We start from the raw sequence: 18,196 nt of genomic DNA, 5'->3' as shown, positions 1-18,196 counted from the left end.
AGTTAGAATCTATTAAGGTCTTGGATTAAAAATTCCTTTTACATTGTTGCTTGTGCTGCTTGGTGGAACATTTCACTTTTTGCACATCCTGCTGCAAGTTCATCACCTGCACCACGTCTCATAAGACCTCTATAAAGACCGTCTTCGAGTTTAACACCTTCTCTCTCTTCCCATTCTTCTACAGTGATAGAGTATTTCTTTTGGATTCTGTCTCTGTACCATTCAGGAATTACATTAAATGCACAGAATGGAACGATTCTAAGATCAGGAGTAACATAATGGATATCACATCTTTGTAGTCTTTCTAGATCTTCATTGTATTTGTCTTGGAAGTGCATCATACCAAGGAATAATCCTTTAACATGCCAAGAACCAACTGAATCAAATGATCTCTTCATCAAGATGTTACCAAACATTTTTGCCAAGTCTAATCCTGCTGGTTGTTTCTTTGAATCAACAAATCCTTTGAGTTTTCTTACAACTTCAAGCATTGTAAAGTACTTGTTTTTACCAGAACGAATTTCTTCGGCTTTATCTTCAAATAATTCTAACATTCCTTGAATATCACAGAATTTTGTTAATGGAACAAATTTCTTTGTATCTTCATCTTCAAAGATGTATGTTCCTGCACCACAAGCAAAGTGAATTGATAATTCGTATTTTGGTTTGCTTGAGAATGCTTCAATTACATTTGTTAATGGCATACAACTTGGTACTGGGAACCAATCATCAATAGTTACTTCACCATTTGTTTGCTCTTCAATTCTTTGAATACAATCAGGAACTGTAATTCTGTATTTTTCACGTTCACTTTTACCCATTCTACCAGTTAGAGATACTGGTTGGAAGTTAACAGCATGAACTACATCCATGTTCTTTTGAGCATATCTAATAATTCCACCTAATTCATGATCATTAATTGATTTGATTACTGTTGGAACAAATACAACAGTTGTTCCTGTTTTTCTGCAACTATCAAGTGCATATGGAATTTCCCAGTGATTCTTTGGGTTTGTTCTTGCAGTTACACCATCAAATGAAAGATACAAATTGTTACATCCAGCTAGTCTTACTTCACGTGCTGCTTCTGGATCCATTGCATGTCTAATGCCGTTAGTGTTCATCTGAATATGGTCAACACCTTCTTCTTTCATAATTTTGATAACATCAGCAATATCTTCTCTAAGCATTGGTTCACCACCAGTAATTTGCATAGAGTTTCCTGGAATTGGTCTTTCTGCTCTTAGAGTTTTCATCATACCTCTAATTTGAGTATGATCTGGTTCGTACATGTAAGCACCTTCTAGACCTTTCTTTACATAGAAGAAACAATACCAACATGTCAAGTCACATCTGTTAGTTACAATCATGTTTGCAAGTCCACTGTGAGATAGGTGGTTTGAACATAATCCACAATTATTTGGACAAGAACATTTGTCAATCATTACGTTTGGAGCATGAGCACCTTTACCATCCATCCAGTAAGTACTGAATTTCTTGTATAATTCGTAAGAACCAAAGTATAATTCCTCACATTCACCATGAGTTGGACAAACTTTAGACATGAAGACTTTGTTATCCCTCTCAAAAACTTCTGCATCCAAAATCATGTTACAATCAGGACAGATACTTTGAGTGAATCTAATAGTGGATTTTTTACCTAAATTCTTTGTAGTTTGATTAGATATCTGAATTAGAGCCATGCCTACTATGGGCATTTTTCAGAAATGGTATATAATGCATTTCATACTTGGCCTCGGGTGGAATTTAGGAAGCAGGCATATGTGATTTAAATATCAAAACTGATCGACTAGATCGCATGAGCATATCAGATAAGACAAGAAAAGCATTAGAAAAAATTGGTCTTACAAGTTATGAGATTAGAACATTTTCAGCATTACTAAAATCAGGAGAATTAACAGCATCAGAGCTCAGTCAAAAATCAGGAGTTCCATACTCAAAAATTTATGAAGTTCTAGGAACTCTAGAAGAAAAAGGATGGATTGGAACAGATGATTCAAGACCAACTAAATATTTTGCAAAGTCACCATCAACAGGATTAGAAACAACAAAACAAAAAATGGAAAATGATTTTTCAGAGAATCAAAGTGTTATTCTAAATGAACTAGTTCCATTGTATGAAAAAAGTGGAACTAGTGAAAAACCAGACATTTGGGTATTATCAGGTGCAATAAACATTGCAGCAAAGATTCTAGAAATGGTTGAAACTTGTAGAAATGAAGTAATGATTGCATTACCTGAAGCTGGAGAAGAATTAGTTAGACAAGCATTACCAAAACTAAGATCACTACATGACAAGGGAGTAGAAATTACAATTCTTACATCAGACAAGATGGATAAAGAATCCATTAAAGCAATAAAACGAGTCGCAACGGTAAAAATCAAGAAAGGTTTGTTTGGAGGAGGAATAATTTCTGATAAAAAATACGTTGTAATATTGTTAGGTCCAGCAGTTGCTGCTGAAAATTCTTCAGATGTGGTTGCAATTTGGGCAGATCATGCAGGATTAGCAGGATTTGCACGTCAATATTTTGAATATTTATTAAAAGATTCAAAGAAGGTATAACATGGACGTACTAGATGAAGAGACTCTGTTTGTTGGAACCGCTGAAGCTGAACATGTTGAGATGTATCTCAAAGCGATTTGGCTTCTTAAAGAAAGAGGAGAAGAAGTCAAAATTAGCACTATTGCAAAAATGCTCAACGTTAGACAACCAAGTGTAGTTCAGATGCTAAAAAAATTAAATGCTAAGAATTTAGTCACTTACAACAAAGCAGGAGTAAGACTCACAGATGAAGGTCAAACAATTGGTTCTAGCATGATGAGAAACAGTAGACTTTTGGAAGTACTAATGGATAGTGCACTCAAAGTAGATATTGATGAAGAGATGGTATGTGGTATTGAACATCATATGAATAAACAGTTTACTGATGCACTTTGTACAATGTTAAAACACCCTAGAACATCGCCACATGGTAAAGAGATTCCAATGGGTGAATGTTGTAAATCAGCTTCATAGTATCCCAAAAGATATATCATCTTAGAAATTAGATTAAACATGGCATGTTTTTGCGGATGTGAAACGTATGAAAAAGACGATAATGGATTCAAAATTGCATGTGTGAAATGTGGACATGGTCCTCAAAATCACGATGAAGAGTTTAGAGCTGCTGCAAGAAAAAATGAATCACAGAGTCAGAAACGTGATGCAGATTTTGGATAGAATGTTATTCTCCAATTATTTTTACTAAAACTCTTTTTGGTCGCTTTCCATCAAACTCCCCATAGAAAATTTGTTCCCATGGACCAAAATCTAATTCACTATTAGTTATTGCAATAACTACTTCTCTTCCCATTACTTGTCTTTTTAGATGAGCATCTGCATTGTCTTCACCAGTATCATTATGTCTGTATTGATCAACTGGAGCATGCGGTGCTAATTCTTCTAACCATTTTTCATAGTCATGAAGTAATCCACCCTCATTATCATTGATAAAGACACTAGCAGTAATATGCATCGCATTTACAAGACACAAACCTTCTTTGACTTTGCTTTTAGTAACTAATTTTCTAATATCAGGAGTGATATTAACAAATCCTCTACGAGCTTCAACATTAAATGTTAGATATTCAGTAAACGAATTCATAATTTTTCTAAAGTAATCATCAATTAAAATCATAGGCAGGCTCAGAACTCAAGATCCTCATCATCATTTCAAAGGGATAGGTTCATCACCACCTGCAAGCCATATTTGAGGTAGATTCCTATTGAGTCTTTCAAGAAGCTTGATAAATGGCCAATAGTTTATTCATTCAAAATGGTTGCAATTGACACTCCAGCATCAGTAGAAAGTTTTAGAAGATTCATCATTTCTAGTACGTGTAAATCTTATGCTCCAAGAAGTTATCTGGATGATTCAGAAGTATTTGCAGAAAGAGAAGATAGTTTAGGTGCAATCTATGTTGAGGCAGCGGATAAGGTAACTTTGAAAAAAATTAGAGATATCACATTTGTTAATGCAAGGGACATTTTAGGAATTATCTATAATTCAAAAAGTGGTAATACATCTCTAAAATGGCGTCAATTAAAAAAAAATCATGGTAAAGTCACAGGAGAAGCATCTGCAAACTCTTTAACAAATTTAGCTGAATCAGGAGTTCTTACTTTAGATTGGGTTGAAAGTTATCTAAAGAAAAAATCTGAAGAAACAACTAACGAAGTAACAAACTAAACTCTTTTCTCTTTGTAGAATAGAACAACAACATGATAACAAAAAATATTGATGAGAATTTAATTTCAGTTATCCCAGAAGATTCAGATGATCTTCTAAATTTACGCAGAATTATTAAAGAAAATGATAAAATAATTGGTGATACAACCAGAGTACTAAAACAAGATAAAGATTATTCAAGGCCAGATAAAGGGGAAAGAATCAAAGTTAGAATCGCATTAACTGTAGAAAAGATTTCACTTGATGATGTATTAGATAGACTAAGAATCAGAGGTACAATTTCAGAATCAAGTAATGAGTCAGTACCACATGGAACTCATCATTCATTTATTTTAAAAATTAATGATGGTATTACAATCTCCAAGAAAAAATGGTTGCCATTTGAAAAAAATCTTTTAGAATCAAGTAACAATCAAGTTGGTTTTGTACTAGTAGCAATTGATACAGGAGACAGTGGTATTGCAAGATTAAGAGGAACACATTTGGAATTTATGCCAAATATTTACTCAGGTTCTGGTGGAAAAAGATACAAAACTAATTTTAATATTGAAAAATTCTTTGAGCAAGTACAACAAGCAATTTCAACTATTCTTAAAGAAGGAGATTCAATTGTAATTTTTGGTCCAGGTGAAACAAAGAAACGATTTGCAAATTTTATTCAAAAATCTCAAAATTTACAAAAATTCAAAGTACAAGTAGTTGAAGGAATAGATTCCGGTGGAGAAGATGGAATTTACACCTTTACAAAATCAAACACAATGAAAGAGATAATGTCAGATAGCAAACTGGCTAAAGTATCATCAATTATTGATGAAGTTATGCTTCTTGCAAACAAAAAAAGCACAAAATTTACCATGGGTTTTGATGAAACCTTTAATGCAAATCAAATGGGTGCAGTAGAGTCCATGGTTTTTTCAGATAAAGCAATTCAAGATGATGAACAAAAAATGATAGATTTTCTAAATGATATGGAAAATAAGGGAGTTAAAATGTATAGTGTGGATTCGTCTACAGACATAGGTCTAAGAGTTACTGGTTTAGGAGGCATAGTTTCCTTGTTACGATATTCAATTGAATCTTAATTTGTAGAGTCTATCAACCAATCAAGATAGGATTTGTTTATTGAAGTTACATCAATTTCAGCAATTTCAGGAACATTATATGGATGAGTTTCTTTGATTTTTTCTTTAAGTAATTTTGTATTTTTTGATGTAGTTTTGAAAATAGCTATATATTCAGATGTATTTTCTATTTTTTTATTCCAAGAATAGATTGAGTCTATTTTTGATATATTTACACATGCAACAGTCTTATTTTTTACAAATATTTTTGCGATTTTTGTGATTGATTTTTTATCAGGATAAGTTGAAATGATTATCGCGGGTTTCATAGTAACCGATAAATGTCCGTACCTTAAAAAAATTACAATTAGTTTGGAACTTGATTTTATCACTCAAAATTCGATTATCTATGTGTTGATGGCATGGGTAGTAATTGTTATTGTTGCAAAAGGACTAAAATTAGAGAAACATGGTTTTGAAATAAAAGCATACAGTCTAACTTACAAAAACAAACAAGTTAACTCAGTACTGTTAAAACTTCTTAGTCGGACAAGAAGAGGAATTAGAGTTTTTGCAGATGTAAGTGTAATTTCAGGTTTTATAATGATGGGTTTTGCATTTTGGTTTTTGCTAAATAATGTTGCAAACTTTTTTGTTGCACAAACAGAATTTTCAGAATTAACTGTTCTTATTCCAGGAGTTACATTAACTTCAGCAGCATCAATTACATATTTTTTACTATCAATTCCAGTTGTACTAGTAATTCATGAGGGAGCACACGGTATTGTTGCAGCATTAGAAAAGATAAAGATCAAAACAGGAGGATTTGCAATATTCATTGCAATGTTTGCAGGCTTTGTAGAACCTGATGAGGAAGAATTCAACAAAGCAAAAAAGATCTCAAAACTCAGAGTTATTGGAGCAGGAGCTACATCAAATGTAATTTTTGCATTTGCTTTAGGAGTAATTTTACTTACAAATCCATTTTTTGCAATGGTATTACCTGAACCACTATTAAGTACATTTTACGAATTACCAGAAGGAGTCCTAATTCTTTCAATTATTGAAAATTCAGGAGCAGAGCAAGCAGGATTACTTGCAAATGACATCATAACATCAATCAATGACAAGTCCATTCTAAGTCCGGCGGATTTCCCCAGTTTAAATCCAGGAGAGACAGCAAGTGTCTCTGTACTTAGAGATGGACAACCATTGGACTTTAGTCTTGAAGTAATGCCAGCACCAGATGATCCAGAAAGAGGATTGATTGGAATTATGAGAGATAATTCATTTGCATACAAGCCTATATTGAATTTTATTGAATGGAATGATCCAAACGTCTCAATGTTCCTCTTATGGTTATGGATGATTTCATTTTTCATTGGAATAATCAATATGCTTCCATTACCAATTTTAGATGGAGGTAAATTCATTCATACGATTATTGATCAAAGAATTTCAGAAAAAGCAGTAAATGGAGTAATGTGGGGAATCTATGCGTTTACTTTTGCTTTGTTTGGCCTAAACATTGCCCTCTCATATGTAAAATCTGGTTGGTTTACAATATAAAAAATACCAAATAGATTAGATACGCTAAATTATTTTTGCAATTTTTTTTATTTTAAAAATTTGAACAGATAATACCAAAATATTAAAATTCATTTACAGTTTTGAATTTTTTCTAGTCAGAATTTGTAAGAATAATTCGTAAATAATTTCCATTTTTTTGATCCGAAACAATAAAAAAATCTTTTTTAAAAATCCAAAACAAGAAATATTTTATATGATCTAAAAATGTTGAAACTTTCCCATAAAAAAAGTCTGCTTTAATTATAGAAAATCCTGTTGATGAAGATAGGGATTCAATACTTTTTTTTGTAAAATGGAAAATATGAGGTTGAGTAAAAATTGACTCATGTAATGTTTTAAGATTTGAGCAATTTGGAACATCTATGAAAATAATTCCGTTAGGGTTAAGTATTTTTTTTAGATCTAACAATACTTGTTTACAATCTTTTAAATGTTCAAAAACATGTGATAATATTATTACATCAAATTTTTTTTTTATTGATTTTATATCATCTGCAGAACCAGTTACACATTTCCCATAAGTTAATTTTCTATTAATTAATGAAAAATTTATTTTCGATGGCTCCATACCAAATACGTCAAAACCATTTTTCTCAAAAAATTCAAGAATAAATCCTTCACCAGAACCTAATTCAAACAATGAATGTTTTTTTTTCAACAAGGGTAATAGATACCATGATTGTGAGCGTGAAAGAGATTTTCGTACACCTGTCCAATCAAAAAACTTTTGAATGAATTTTGGAAATTTTTTTATTAAATAAGCATTATCAGTTTGTTGATTTTTAATTTGTTTATTTTTGATATTTCTAAATACATCCCAATAAGTTTCATCATAATATTTTTCCAGATTCAATGTTAGGTTTTTGTCCCAAATAAAATGTAATCCACATTCATTACATTTCAAAACAGGTAGATTAAAGAAACTCTTTTCAAATGCGATGTAAAGATTGTTAGATGAGCAACAAGGGCAAAAAGCATTATCAATAAAATCATATTTTTTACTTTCATTCATCAAGCAAAAAATTTCTATATAAGATTTAAGTCTTTGAAAATATTTTGGTCTTTATTAAGCAAAAATAATTTAATTTTAAACTATCTAAAGAATCATTAATGAAAAAAAATATTCAAAATCATGAAGTGTGACTACTGTGAAAATTTAGCAGTTTATACTAGAAAATATTCTGGACAAAAGCTCTGTTCAAAATGTTTCTCAAACTCTATTGTAAGAAAGACTGCAAAAACCATATCTAAACATAATATGATCAAAAATAATGAATTAGTAGCAGTTGCAGTATCTGGAGGAAAAGACTCCTTAGCACTGTTAAAAATTATTCATGAAATGGCATCATCTCATAATTTTAGAATTAAAACAATTACGATTGATGAAGGAATTCCAGGATACAGAAACGAAGCATTAGAGATTGTTGAAAAATTTTGTGGGGAATTGGGTGTAGAACACAAAGTTTACTCCTACAAGAATCTCTTTGAATTAACACTTGATGAAGCATTAGATTTAAGAGAAAACGAAAAAACATCTTCATGTTCAATTTGTGGAACTCTAAGAAGAAGAGCAATCGATCATGCAGCAAAAGATGTTGGAGCAGATGTTATTGCAACAGGACATAATCTAGATGACACATTACAGACATTTGTCATAAACATGCTTTCAGGAGATACAAATAAGATTGGTTGGATGGAACCTGATACATCATCAAATTCTTTAAGAAAAATCAAACCGTTTTGTGAGATATATGAATCTGAAATAGTATTTTATGCATTTACAAACGACATCCCATTTCAATCAGAACCATGTCCTCACATGAATGAAGGAATAAGAACAGAGATTCGTGAATTTCTAAACTCATTAGAAAAACAACATAGCGGAATTAAAAATAATTTGTATCAATCAATTCTCAGAGTATCAAATATTGTAAAAGAAACAAACTACAAAGAAAAAACGGTTTGTAAGAAATGTGGTAGTGATTGTACAGGAAATGTGTGCTCAGTTTGCAACATGATTTTGAAACTAAAGGAAAATCAAACCTAATGCAAATATAACATACTTTGTTTTAGAAAAATTGGTAGCAGGTAGGATCGGGGTGCCAGCCGTGCCCTGTTCTGAAACCGGCTATATGCAGAGATCAGTAACTGTTGGGTAAATCTCTAGATGGGTAATTCCCGCTTGGTGTGCGGAAATGAAATCACGCCGAGGCGGGTGGTTGCAGGACTAGAATTATCCGAAGGGATAACTTCTAAGACCGAACCATCGAAAGGGATGAGGTCCGGGAGGGAGCAATCCTAAGGTGGAGCATCCACGCTTCCTCGTCAACGTGGCGGATCTTGTATGCCTTGAAATGGGGCTATTCGTCTAGACTGGAACCAACAGAGCTGCTACCATTTATTATTAAATTCAAATTTACAAAGTTATGGAAGGGATAATTTCATTTGGAAATAAAAGAAATTATGAAGATTTTAAAAAACAAATTCCAATCCAAGTATTACCTCTATTTGATTCAATTAGGGAATTTTGTTTTAATTTAGGAGAAAATGTGATTGAAGATGTTAGAATGCACAGAGTTGTTTTTTGTAAATCAATGACATTTAGATGGTTTACAGATGTAGAGCCTCAAAAAGAAGGAGTAATAATAAAACTCCAAAAGAGTAGAAAAGAACCTGTAGAAATTATTCAAATTGATAAAGACCAAAAGATCTCAGAATTTGGAGATGTAATAAAAAGAGCATATGAACAAATTCATTAATACAAAACATCAAACTTTGAAAATTCGCCACTAAATTTTTCATTTCTTATTTCTACATCTTCGACTATTGCATTTGCAGGACCCCCATGGGCCCATTCAACCAATCTACTAACATTTTCTTCATCACCTTCCAAAATGGCCTCAACACGACCATCTTTGAGATTTTTTACCCATCCAAAAACATCATTTTGTATTGCTTTTGTTTTCAAAGTCTGACGGAAAAAAACACCTTGAACTCTACCAGTTACAAAAAGTCTAATTCGTTGGTTTGACATTCATCAAAGATTTCTTTGGGCTATTAATCAATTTTAGGTTAAAGAGAAAACTACTTTCTTTCTTTAATTCTAGCTCTACCAGTCTTTCTTGCAGCAATGCTTCCGACTTTGGCTCCTGGAGGAGTATCTCTAGAAACAGTAGAACTTTGTCCAACATGTTGGTGACGACCACCACCGTGTGGGTGAACATAGGCTGCTTGAGCAACACCTCTAACAATCGGATATTTCTTTCCTTTAGCTTTAAAGTTTCTCCATTTGCCACCAGCACTCATAAATGGTCTTTCGCTAGCTCCACCTCCAGCTAGAGTTCCAATCATAGCTCTGTTTTTTGGGTTAAGTGTAGTGAATTTTCCAGAAGGAAGTTTTACCGTAACACCTTCATCGCCATGAGAGAAAACAGTTGCATCAGTTCCGGCAGATTTTACAATTGCGCCGCCATCACCAAAGTGCTTTTCAATATTACATACAATAGTTCCATCAGGAATGTTTTGAATACTAATTACATTACCTTTTTCAATTTTTGATTTTAATCCAAATTGTAGAGTTTCACCAACTTTTGCTCCAAGAACTGCTGGAACAAACGATACGGAACCATCTTCAAATCTTACTTTAGCTAAAGGTGCTTCTCTACCACGTTCATGAACAAGGTCAATAATTTCACCTTCATGTTGTTCAGATAGCGGAAAACGAGGATAATTTGCTTTGGTGCCTACTTTACCAGTAGAAGTAGATCTAAATTGATTGCCTCCACGGCCACGTCTTCTTACTAATGGTCTCTTACCCAAGCTGATCGTTTCCTACGTAAAGAGGATTTTAAGCTTGTGATTTTTACCTGGTCTTTGGATAAATTACCACAAAGATATAAAAATTAGACAGAGGGCATTTGAATATGAGTCAAAACGCACTTTCTCTCAAAGTTTTAGAGGCATACACTAGAGATGTCGGAAGAGGAGTAGCAAGAATAGATTATGATTCTATGGATACATTAAATGCATCCACAGGCGATGTTATTGAAATTAAAGGTAAAAGAAGAACAGTTGCAAAATGTCTTCCATTATACCCATCTGATGAAGGAAAGGGAATTATCAGAATTGATGGCCTTGGAAGGAATAATTCAGGAATTGCAATTGGAGATACAATTTCAGTTAGGAAAATCAAAGCCGTAGCTGCAGAAAAGGTCGTAGTTGCTCCATTAGAAGCAATTCCACCAATTGATGAAAGATATCTTGCGGATGCTTTAGAAAGTGTTCCTTTGATTAAAGGAGACAATGTAATGGTGCCATACTTTGGTGGACGTTTAACTTTTCAAGTAATTGGAGTCACACCAGCTGCTGATGCAGTTTTGATCACCCAAAAGACAGTTTTCCATATTGCAGAAAAAGGTGAAACATTACGTGGAGTTCCACAAGTAACCTATGAAGACATTGGAGGTTTGACTGATGAGATAAAGAAAGTAAGAGAAATGATTGAACTCCCATTAAGACATCCTGAAATTTTTGAAAAACTAGGAATTGAAGCTCCAAAAGGTGTTTTACTTTATGGTCCACCAGGAACAGGTAAAACATTACTAGCAAAAGCTGTTGCAAACGAAAGTAATGCACACTTTATCAGTATTTCAGGTCCAGAAATTATGAGTAAGTTTTATGGTGAAAGTGAAGCAAGATTAAGAGAGATTTTCAAAGAAGCAAGAGAAAAGGCCCCTTCAATAATCTTTGTTGATGAAATAGATTCTATTGCACCAAAAAGAGAAGAAGTTACCGGAGAAGTTGAAAGAAGAGTAGTATCTCAGATGTTATCATTAATGGATGGATTAGAAGCAAGAGGTAAAGTCATTGTAATTTCTGCAACAAATAGACCAAATGCAATTGATCCTGCACTTAGAAGACCAGGAAGATTTGATAGAGAGATTGAGATCAAAGTACCAGATAAAAAAGGAAGAAAAGACATTCTTGCAATTCACAGCAGAAACATGCCATTATCTGACGATGTAAACGTGGATAAAATTTCAGCAATTAGCCACGGATATGTTGGTGCAGACTTGGAATACCTCTGTAAAGAGGCTGCAATGAAATGTTTGAGAAGATTATTACCAATTCTAAATCTCGAAGAAGAAAAAATCCCACCTGAGACTTTGGATAAATTAATTGTAAATCATGAAGATTTCCAAAAAGCCCTAATTGAGGTAACTCCATCTGGAATGAGAGAAGTTTTCATTGAAAATCCAGATGTAAAATGGGATGAAGTTGGCGGTTTAGAGGATGTTAAACGTGAATTACAAGAAGCAGTTGAATGGCCAATGAAATATCCAGCACTATATGACAAACTTGGTCACAGCATGCCAAGAGGAATATTGCTTCACGGTCCTAGTGGTACTGGTAAAACATTACTAGCAAAAGCTGTTGCAACCCAAAGTGAAGCAAACTTTGTTTCAGTTAGAGGTCCTGAGTTATTATCAAAATGGGTAGGCGAATCTGAAAGAGGAATTAGAGAAATTTTCAAAAGAGCAAGACAATCTGCCCCATGTGTAGTTTTCTTTGATGAAATTGATTCTATTGCACCAATTAGAGGAGCAGGTGGAGAAACTGCAGTTACTGAAAGAGTTGTCAGCCAATTACTTACAGAGTTAGATGGAATGGAAAACATGCATGGAGTTGTTGTTCTAGCTGCAACAAACAGAGCAGACATGATTGATCCAGCATTGTTAAGACCAGGAAGATTTGATAAAATTATTCAAGTACCAAATCCAGATAAAGATAGTAGAAAACGTATTCTTGAAATTAATGCTGAAAAAATTCCTATGGGTGATGATGTAGATATGGAAAAGATTGCAGAAATTACAGATGGAATGAGTGGTGCAGATACTTCATCTATTGCAAATACAGCAGTTTCATTAGTAATTCATGAATTCCTAGACAAACATCCAGATGTAAAAGATGTTGAAAAGAGCAGCATAGAAGCCAAAGTAACAATGAAACACTTTGAAGAAGCAGTAAAGAAAGTAAGAGAACAAAAAGACCTCAAGATGGGTGAAAAGCTAGTTGCTTCCTATTACAGGTAGTTTTAATTAAATAGCAAATCTAATTCTCGTAAATGTCAGAATATAGAGGATATGAAGGCAATTCGTTAGAATTTCTAAAGAGCAATCAAGTAGTTGTTGGAGATTCAGTCAAAATCCTCTCAGATATTACATATTCAGGCATAATTATGCCTCGATATGAGCATAGTGACGACAAACACATTGTTCTGAAGTTAAAGAGTGGGTATAATGTGGGATTAGAAATTGCAAAAATTGAGAGTATTGAAAAAATTCAATCATCAGAAAAAAATATTGATGAACTTGAAAAAATCAGCAAAATAGACGGATTACCAAAAGTATTGTTACTTTCAACAGGAGGTACGATTGCAAGTAAAGTAGACTATAGAACAGGAGCAGTTACTCCAGTGCTAACTGCAGAAGAATTGAATTCATCAGTTCCAGAGCTTTCTAAAATTGCAAATATTGATGCAGAAGTTTTGTTATCAGAATATTCTGAAAACATTATGCCAGAAAATTGGTTAGAGATAGCTAATAAAATTAGTAGTTATTCAAATTCAGACTATTCAGGAATTATCATTGCTCATGGAACAGACACAATGCATTATACATCATCATTTCTTTCATTTGCACTCGCAGGATTTCCAGTTCCAATTGTTTTAGTTGGTTCACAAAGATCATCGGATAGAGCATCATCAGATGCAGCATTAAATCTAATTGGTGCCACTAAATTCATTACCGAAAGCAAAACAAAAGGAGTGTACATTGTTATGCACAATGATGAAAATGACAATACCGTTGCATGTCACATTGGAACAAGAGTTAGGAAAAATCATACAAGTAAACGAGGAGCATTTCAAACAGTAGGAGATGATCCTGCTTTCATAATTGCAGAAGAAAAAATTCAAAAAAATATTTCAAAAGAGTTCTATAAAGTTCAAAAATTCCAACCAAAAATTAATCTAGATACAAAAATTGCATTAGTAAAATACTATCCAGGATATGATCCAAAATTAGTTGAACAAATTATTGACAACGGATACAAAGGAATAATCTTTGAAGGTACAGGATTAGGACATATTGGAAGGGTCATGTATGATTCTGTAAAAAAAGCTAGTGAAAAAGGGATATTTCTAGGCATGACATCACAGTGTATTGATGGAAGGGTAAGAATGACCGTCTATGAAAGTGGCAGAGATCTTCTAAATTTAGGCATAATTCCTTTAGAGAATATGCTTCCAGAAGTTGCTCTAGTAAAAGCAATGTGGGCATTAGGAAATACTCAGAATATTGAGGAAGTAAAAGAAATTATGCTTGATAATATTGCATCTGAAATGTCAATTTAGGAGAAAAAATGTCAGAGTTTTCAATAAACGAATTAGGTGTAAAAGTAGGACTTGAAATTCATCAGCAACTAGCTACAAATAAAAAATTATTTTGTAATTGTACACCAATTGATACGGATGAATATTCTATTAAATTTCAAAGAAAACTACGTGCTGCAAAAAGTGAATTAGGGGAATATGATCCTGCTGCATTATTTGAAAAATCAAAATCAAAAACAATAATGTATTTTGCAAATCCAGAAAGTAGTTGTTTAGTTGAACAAGATGAAGAACCACCACATGAATTAGATGTTGATGCAAAGAAAATTTCCCTGGTTATTGCATCTGCTCTAAAATCAGATGTGTTTAGAGAAATTTATCCAATGAGAAAAACAGTTGTGGATGGATCAAATACTACTGGATTTCAACGTACAATGTTAATTTCGCAAGGAGGTTCTTTTAATGTTGAAGACAAGGAGATTGGAATTCAATCTATTTGTCTTGAAGAAGATGCAGCAAAAATTTTAGGAGAAGATGGGGCAATTAAAAAATATGGATTAGAACGTTTAGGAATTCCTTTAGTTGAAATTGCTACTGAACCATTTGAAGTAAACCCACATGAAATTAAAAAAATTGCATTATCATTAGGGAGAATTTTAAGAAGTACTAAAAAAGTGAAAAGAGGATTAGGTTCAATCAGACAAGATGTTAATGTTTCAATTAAAGATGGAAATGCGGTAATTGAGGTTAAAGGAGTTCAGCAACTCGATCAATTAGAAAAAGTAGTAGAATATGAGGCTAAAAGACAACACGGACTATTAAAAATCTCAAAAAAATTACAAGAAATTGATTGGACTCATAGTGATAATGACAGAAAGGATGTTACAGAGTTATTCAAAAAATGTAAATCAAAAATTATTCAAAATGCCATAAAGAAAAATCAGAAGATAGTTGGAATTTCTTTTAGAAACATGTCAGGCATGTTTGGATATGCTCCTCATGAAGGAATTCGATTAGGAAAAGAGGTAGCAGAACTAGTCAGATTTTTTGGAATAGGAGGGGTTTTTCATTCTGATGAATTACCAAATTATGGTGTTGAAAATACAGATATTGATGATTTGAAAAAAACATTAGAAATCAACGATAATGATGGATTTTTGGTTTTAGCAGCACCAGAAGAAAAAATCAATGTAGTCATAGATCAAATAATTTTGAGAATAGAATACATTCGAAATGAAGGAATTCCAATAGATACACGATTAGCAACCCAAAGTGGCGAGACTAAATTTCTTAGACCAAGACCAGGTGCAGCAAGAATGTATCCAGAAACAGACATTCCCCCAATAATAATTTCAAAAACAGAATTAGATAATGCAATAAACAACATTCCAAAGTCATGGGATGATTCAATAAAAGATCTTCAAACAGAATATCAACTCAATCTCCAATTATCAGAACAACTCTTTGATTCAAACTATTTTGAATTATTTGAAAAGATAACTGAAAAAACTAAAGTTAATCCAACGTTTGTTGCATCAATATTATGTTCAACCATTACAAATTTAGAAAGAAATGGATTGGATTCAAAATTGTTGAAAAATGAAGAAATAACAAAAACATTTCAATTTTTAGAAGAAGGAAAAATTGCCAAAGAATCAGTTGAAATTATTTTTGAGAACATTATGAATGGAAAATCCCATACAATAGAGAAGGCAATGAATAACACCTCTATTGAGACTATAGATGAATCGGAATTAGAGAGTATTTGTAAAGAAATTGTTGAAAAGAATCAAAAAATTGTAGAAAATCAAAAAGAAAGAGCAATTGGACCTCTAATGGGAATTGCTATGAAAGAATTGAGAGGAAAAGCATCGGGCGAAATAATTAACAAACTTCTTTTAAAAAATATCAAAAATAAATTAGAAAATAATTAGTATGCGGGAAGTGGGATTTGAACCCACGAACTCCTAGAAGATAAGGATCTGAACCTTACGCCGTTGACCAGGCTGGGCGACTCCCGCAATGGAAATTTTTGAAATCTAGAATAAGTTTCTTTATTATACTGAAAAAACAATATCAATCAAAATGGAAATGGAATTCAAAGAAGTTTATTGTATGAATTGTAAAAAAGTACTAGGAAGATATAATATCAAATTTTATGATGATGATAAAATTTCAGAATTGTTAAAAACAACACACTCATCACATGTAAGAAAAGGACATCAAGTAAATATTAAAAAATTTGTAAAAAATTAATTTAATTTTTTTATCACTTCAGAAAGTTTTGAAATTCGATGAATATTTTTTTCAGTGATATGTTGATTCCAAGGTTGGGAATATAGAATTACTTTTTTCTTATTTTGTAGAAATTTTAATGCATTTAATGGTGAATCGTCAATAAAAACATCATAATCCAGATCAGCTTTCATAGGACCATCAATTACTGAAACATAGTTGTCATAAGAAATTTCGTAGTGTTTTAGCCAATTCTTTACAAAAGAATCAGTAGAACGTTCTCTTGCGGTGACAATATCTACCTGACCAATATCAGACAAATTTTTTGTGATCGAGGTTAGATTTTCTTCAGTAGGAGGAATTGAAGTCCAATTCTTCCAACATGAACTTAATTCAGTATAGAAATCGTAACGATTAATTTCAAACTTTTTCCAAAAATCCCAATCAGTAATTTCATGTTTTTTAATTTCTTGTCTAATTGAATTACTATAATTTAGCCAAGACAATATAACATCAGCGAGTACACCATCAACATCTAATGCAATCTTCATGTCAGTTAATCACTAGTTTGTTTAAATTCATCAAGTAGATTTTTTTGATGTTTGTTGAGTTTTTTAGGAATATTTACTACAATTCGAACATACTGATCTCCTCTACCTCTAGAATTGATGTGTGGTACACCTTTTCCTTTTAATTTGATTATTGTATTTGGTTGACTTCCAGAATCAACTTTTACTTTTTCAGTTCCTTCCAAAGTTGGAACAATAACCTCACATCCTAATGCTGCATCAACCATAGAAACATCTTGATCATAGAAAATATCTTTTCCATCTCTGTTAAAATTAGAATGAGGTTGTACTCTAATTCTAACAATTAGATCACCATTAGAGCCTCCAGGTACTTCGTTTCCTTCATTTGATACAGTATAATCACCTGAATCAATTCCAGGTGGAATATCAAATGTAACTTTTTTTGTGCCCTTTCTTTTTCCTTGACCTTTACAATCACCGCAAGGTGTTTCAATAATTGATCCTTGACCTCTGCATGAAGAACAAGGCGCAGCAGTAACAAATGATGCAAATCCCATGTTACGTGTTTGCCTTACTTGGCCCTGTCCATTACATGAAGAACAGGTTTTCTTGTCAGTTCCAGGTTTACAACCTGAACCATTACATGTATCACATTGAATTTGTTTTTGTAATTCAATTTCCATTTGTTTTCCATGTAAAACATCTTCCAATGTTACTGATGTTTGATAGAGAATATCAGAACCGCGTTGTTGCCCAAATCCAAATCCGCCACCTCCACGGCCAAATATTGATTCAAAGATGGAATCAAATCCGCCACCTCCACGGCCAAATATATCGCTAAAATCACCTCTTGCGCCTTGGAAGATATCTTCACTGGAATATCTTCCATCTACACCTGCATGACCATGTTGATCATAGAGTTGTCTTTTTTCAGTGTCAGAAAGAACTGCATATGCTTCAGAAATTTCTTTAAAGTGTTCTCCAGCCTCAGCAGATTGATTTCGATCTGGATGGAACTTTAATGCTAATTTTCTATACTGTTTCTTTATTTCGTCATTTGAAGACGATTTAGATACTCCTAAAACTTCATAATAATCTCGTTTTGCAGACATGAATCATTCCTTTATTCTAAT

20 protein-coding genes, 1 tRNA gene and 1 other RNA gene are annotated in these 18,196 nt (G+C 32.8%); 13 read left to right on the top strand and 9 right to left on the bottom strand.

All coding sequences use genetic code 11. The features are described from left to right. Positions 1–38 precede the first annotated feature (38 nt). Positions 39–1,718 carry a tetraether lipid synthase Tes gene (gene tes / locus NMAR_RS00600; protein ID WP_012214502.1) on the bottom strand — a complete coding sequence of 560 codons (1,680 nt, stop codon included), beginning with the start codon at positions 1,716–1,718 and terminating at the stop codon, positions 39–41. A 101-nt stretch (positions 1,719–1,819) separates the two neighbouring features. Here tes and NMAR_RS00595 point away from each other — a divergent pair, with 101 nt between their 5' ends. Genes NMAR_RS00595 through NMAR_RS09615 form a run of 3 tightly spaced genes read left to right on the top strand, consistent with a single transcriptional unit; the run spans position 1,820 to position 3,245 of the window. Next, positions 1,820–2,587 carry a TrmB family transcriptional regulator gene (locus tag NMAR_RS00595; protein WP_012214501.1) on the top strand — a complete coding sequence of 256 codons (768 nt, stop codon included), beginning with the start codon at positions 1,820–1,822 and terminating at the stop codon, positions 2,585–2,587. Between the two features lies 1 nt (position 2,588). Continuing rightward, positions 2,589–3,041 (top strand): metal-dependent transcriptional regulator, encoded by a 453-nt coding sequence (locus tag NMAR_RS00590; protein ID WP_012214500.1) that lies wholly within the window; start codon positions 2,589–2,591, stop codon positions 3,039–3,041. 39 nt (positions 3,042–3,080) lie between these two features. After that, positions 3,081–3,245: a hypothetical protein gene (locus tag NMAR_RS09615; protein WP_012214499.1), complete on the top strand. Its 165-nt coding sequence runs from the start codon at positions 3,081–3,083 to the stop codon at positions 3,243–3,245. Between the two features lie 4 nt (positions 3,246–3,249). Here the strand turns inward: NMAR_RS09615 and NMAR_RS00585 are convergent, their stop codons facing one another. Then, positions 3,250–3,669, bottom strand: a complete 420-nt coding sequence (locus NMAR_RS00585; protein ID WP_187146544.1) for a secondary thiamine-phosphate synthase enzyme YjbQ — start codon at positions 3,667–3,669, stop codon at positions 3,250–3,252. A 171-nt stretch (positions 3,670–3,840) separates the two neighbouring features. On the opposite strand from NMAR_RS00585, the gene NMAR_RS00580 reads away from it, so the two are divergent. Further along, entirely contained in the window at positions 3,841–4,254 is a 414-nt protein-coding gene (locus NMAR_RS00580) for a hypothetical protein (RefSeq protein ID WP_012214497.1), read from the top strand. A 32-nt stretch (positions 4,255–4,286) separates the two neighbouring features. Continuing rightward, entirely contained in the window at positions 4,287–5,336 is a 1,050-nt protein-coding gene (locus NMAR_RS00575; RefSeq protein WP_012214496.1) for an mRNA surveillance protein pelota, read from the top strand. Here the strand turns inward: NMAR_RS00575 and cutA are convergent. After that, positions 5,333–5,644 carry a divalent-cation tolerance protein CutA gene (gene cutA / locus NMAR_RS00570; protein WP_012214495.1) on the bottom strand — a complete coding sequence of 104 codons (312 nt, stop codon included), beginning with the start codon at positions 5,642–5,644 and terminating at the stop codon, positions 5,333–5,335. The genes NMAR_RS00575 and cutA overlap by 4 nt on opposite strands. Positions 5,645–5,732: 88 nt before the next feature. On the opposite strand from cutA, the gene NMAR_RS00565 reads away from it, so the two are divergent. Beyond that, positions 5,733–6,884 (top strand): site-2 protease family protein, encoded by a 1,152-nt coding sequence (locus tag NMAR_RS00565; RefSeq protein WP_148680268.1) that lies wholly within the window; start codon positions 5,733–5,735, stop codon positions 6,882–6,884. Between the two features lie 112 nt (positions 6,885–6,996). Here the strand turns inward: NMAR_RS00565 and NMAR_RS00560 are convergent, their stop codons facing one another. Continuing rightward, positions 6,997–7,917, bottom strand: a complete 921-nt coding sequence (locus NMAR_RS00560) for a class I SAM-dependent methyltransferase (RefSeq protein WP_012214493.1) — start codon at positions 7,915–7,917, stop codon at positions 6,997–6,999. Positions 7,918–8,037: 120 nt separating this feature from the next. Here NMAR_RS00560 and NMAR_RS00555 point away from each other — a divergent pair, with 120 nt between their 5' ends. From NMAR_RS00555 to NMAR_RS00545, 3 genes are all read left to right on the top strand, one after another. Next, complete coding sequence (locus tag NMAR_RS00555; protein ID WP_012214492.1) at positions 8,038–8,952, top strand: TIGR00269 family protein; 915 nt, start codon at positions 8,038–8,040, stop codon at positions 8,950–8,952. A gap of 34 nt (positions 8,953–8,986) precedes the next feature. Then, positions 8,987–9,300, top strand: an RNA gene (ffs, locus tag NMAR_RS00550) — signal recognition particle sRNA. Positions 9,301–9,331: 31 nt separating this feature from the next. Continuing rightward, positions 9,332–9,664, top strand: coding sequence for a DUF5655 domain-containing protein (locus tag NMAR_RS00545; protein WP_012214491.1), 333 nt, complete (start codon positions 9,332–9,334; stop codon positions 9,662–9,664). On the opposite strand, the gene NMAR_RS00540 is transcribed toward NMAR_RS00545, so the two are convergent. Continuing rightward, a complete protein-coding gene (locus tag NMAR_RS00540; protein WP_012214490.1) occupies positions 9,661–9,939 on the bottom strand; it encodes an acylphosphatase in 279 nt (92 codons plus the stop codon). The genes NMAR_RS00545 and NMAR_RS00540 overlap by 4 nt on opposite strands. A gap of 50 nt (positions 9,940–9,989) precedes the next feature. Then, positions 9,990–10,724, bottom strand: a complete 735-nt coding sequence (locus tag NMAR_RS00535; RefSeq protein ID WP_012214489.1) for a 50S ribosomal protein L2 — start codon at positions 10,722–10,724, stop codon at positions 9,990–9,992. Positions 10,725–10,828: 104 nt separating this feature from the next. Between NMAR_RS00535 and NMAR_RS00530 the strand changes: the two genes are divergently transcribed. The 3 genes from NMAR_RS00530 to gatE are packed head-to-tail and all read left to right on the top strand — an operon-like array spanning position 10,829 to position 16,232. Beyond that, a complete protein-coding gene (locus NMAR_RS00530) occupies positions 10,829–12,997 on the top strand; it encodes a CDC48 family AAA ATPase (RefSeq protein ID WP_012214488.1) in 2,169 nt (722 codons plus the stop codon). A 32-nt stretch (positions 12,998–13,029) separates the two neighbouring features. Continuing rightward, positions 13,030–14,319 carry a Glu-tRNA(Gln) amidotransferase subunit GatD gene (gene gatD / locus NMAR_RS00525; protein ID WP_012214487.1) on the top strand — a complete coding sequence of 430 codons (1,290 nt, stop codon included), beginning with the start codon at positions 13,030–13,032 and terminating at the stop codon, positions 14,317–14,319. An 8-nt stretch (positions 14,320–14,327) separates the two neighbouring features. Further along, the gene (gatE, locus tag NMAR_RS00520; protein WP_012214486.1) at positions 14,328–16,232 is read left to right on the top strand and encodes a Glu-tRNA(Gln) amidotransferase subunit GatE; all 1,905 of its coding nucleotides are present in this window, start codon (positions 14,328–14,330) and stop codon (positions 16,230–16,232) included. Between the two features lie 2 nt (positions 16,233–16,234). Here gatE and NMAR_RS00515 read toward each other — a convergent pair. Then, positions 16,235–16,319 (bottom strand) — tRNA-Leu (locus NMAR_RS00515). 70 nt (positions 16,320–16,389) lie between these two features. Here NMAR_RS00515 and NMAR_RS09610 point away from each other — a divergent pair. Next, on the top strand, positions 16,390–16,554 hold the full coding sequence (locus tag NMAR_RS09610; protein ID WP_187146543.1) for a hypothetical protein: 165 nt from the start codon (positions 16,390–16,392) through the stop codon (positions 16,552–16,554). On the opposite strand, the gene NMAR_RS00510 is transcribed toward NMAR_RS09610, so the two are convergent. Both NMAR_RS00510 and dnaJ read right to left on the bottom strand, forming a co-directional pair. Next, positions 16,551–17,084 carry a 5' nucleotidase, NT5C type gene (locus tag NMAR_RS00510; protein ID WP_012214485.1) on the bottom strand — a complete coding sequence of 178 codons (534 nt, stop codon included), beginning with the start codon at positions 17,082–17,084 and terminating at the stop codon, positions 16,551–16,553. The two genes, NMAR_RS09610 and NMAR_RS00510, sit on opposite strands and share 4 nt — an antisense overlap. A 5-nt stretch (positions 17,085–17,089) precedes the next feature. After that, positions 17,090–18,175 (bottom strand): molecular chaperone DnaJ, encoded by a 1,086-nt coding sequence (dnaJ, locus tag NMAR_RS00505; protein WP_012214484.1) that lies wholly within the window; start codon positions 18,173–18,175, stop codon positions 17,090–17,092. Positions 18,176–18,196: the final 21 nt, after the last annotated feature.

Origin of the sequence: Nitrosopumilus maritimus SCM1, from assembly GCF_000018465.1 — an archaeon.
Classification (GTDB): domain Archaea; phylum Thermoproteota; class Nitrososphaeria; order Nitrososphaerales; family Nitrosopumilaceae; genus Nitrosopumilus; species Nitrosopumilus maritimus.
Note: the sequence above shows the minus strand (reverse complement) of the source record. Positions and strands in the feature narration are given on the sequence as shown.

Excerpts from the sequence above, each read along its gene's own strand:
- NMAR_RS09610 (WP_187146543.1), top strand. The coding sequence starts at position 16,390 with ATGGAATTCAAAGAAGTTTATTGTATGAATTGTAAAAAAGTACTAGGA.
- NMAR_RS00555 (WP_012214492.1), top strand. The coding sequence starts at position 8,038 with ATGAAGTGTGACTACTGTGAAAATTTAGCAGTTTATACTAGAAAATAT.
- gatD (WP_012214487.1), top strand. The coding sequence starts at position 13,030 with ATGTCAGAATATAGAGGATATGAAGGCAATTCGTTAGAATTTCTAAAG.
- NMAR_RS00575 (WP_012214496.1), top strand. The coding sequence starts at position 4,287 with ATGATAACAAAAAATATTGATGAGAATTTAATTTCAGTTATCCCAGAA.
- gatE (WP_012214486.1), top strand. The coding sequence starts at position 14,328 with ATGTCAGAGTTTTCAATAAACGAATTAGGTGTAAAAGTAGGACTTGAA.
- NMAR_RS00585 (WP_187146544.1), bottom strand. The coding sequence starts at position 3,669 with ATGAATTCGTTTACTGAATATCTAACATTTAATGTTGAAGCTCGTAGA.
- tes (WP_012214502.1), bottom strand. The coding sequence starts at position 1,718 with ATGCCCATAGTAGGCATGGCTCTAATTCAGATATCTAATCAAACTACA.
- NMAR_RS00595 (WP_012214501.1), top strand. The coding sequence starts at position 1,820 with ATGAGCATATCAGATAAGACAAGAAAAGCATTAGAAAAAATTGGTCTT.
- NMAR_RS00565 (WP_148680268.1), top strand. The coding sequence starts at position 5,733 with ATGGCATGGGTAGTAATTGTTATTGTTGCAAAAGGACTAAAATTAGAG.
- NMAR_RS00540 (WP_012214490.1), bottom strand. The coding sequence starts at position 9,939 with ATGTCAAACCAACGAATTAGACTTTTTGTAACTGGTAGAGTTCAAGGT.
- NMAR_RS09615 (WP_012214499.1), top strand. The coding sequence starts at position 3,081 with ATGGCATGTTTTTGCGGATGTGAAACGTATGAAAAAGACGATAATGGA.
- cutA (WP_012214495.1), bottom strand. The coding sequence starts at position 5,644 with ATGAAACCCGCGATAATCATTTCAACTTATCCTGATAAAAAATCAATC.
- NMAR_RS00580 (WP_012214497.1), top strand. The coding sequence starts at position 3,841 with ATGGTTGCAATTGACACTCCAGCATCAGTAGAAAGTTTTAGAAGATTC.
- NMAR_RS00545 (WP_012214491.1), top strand. The coding sequence starts at position 9,332 with ATGGAAGGGATAATTTCATTTGGAAATAAAAGAAATTATGAAGATTTT.
- NMAR_RS00510 (WP_012214485.1), bottom strand. The coding sequence starts at position 17,084 with ATGAAGATTGCATTAGATGTTGATGGTGTACTCGCTGATGTTATATTG.
- NMAR_RS00560 (WP_012214493.1), bottom strand. The coding sequence starts at position 7,917 with ATGAATGAAAGTAAAAAATATGATTTTATTGATAATGCTTTTTGCCCT.
- dnaJ (WP_012214484.1), bottom strand. The coding sequence starts at position 18,175 with ATGTCTGCAAAACGAGATTATTATGAAGTTTTAGGAGTATCTAAATCG.
- NMAR_RS00590 (WP_012214500.1), top strand. The coding sequence starts at position 2,589 with ATGGACGTACTAGATGAAGAGACTCTGTTTGTTGGAACCGCTGAAGCT.
- NMAR_RS00530 (WP_012214488.1), top strand. The coding sequence starts at position 10,829 with ATGAGTCAAAACGCACTTTCTCTCAAAGTTTTAGAGGCATACACTAGA.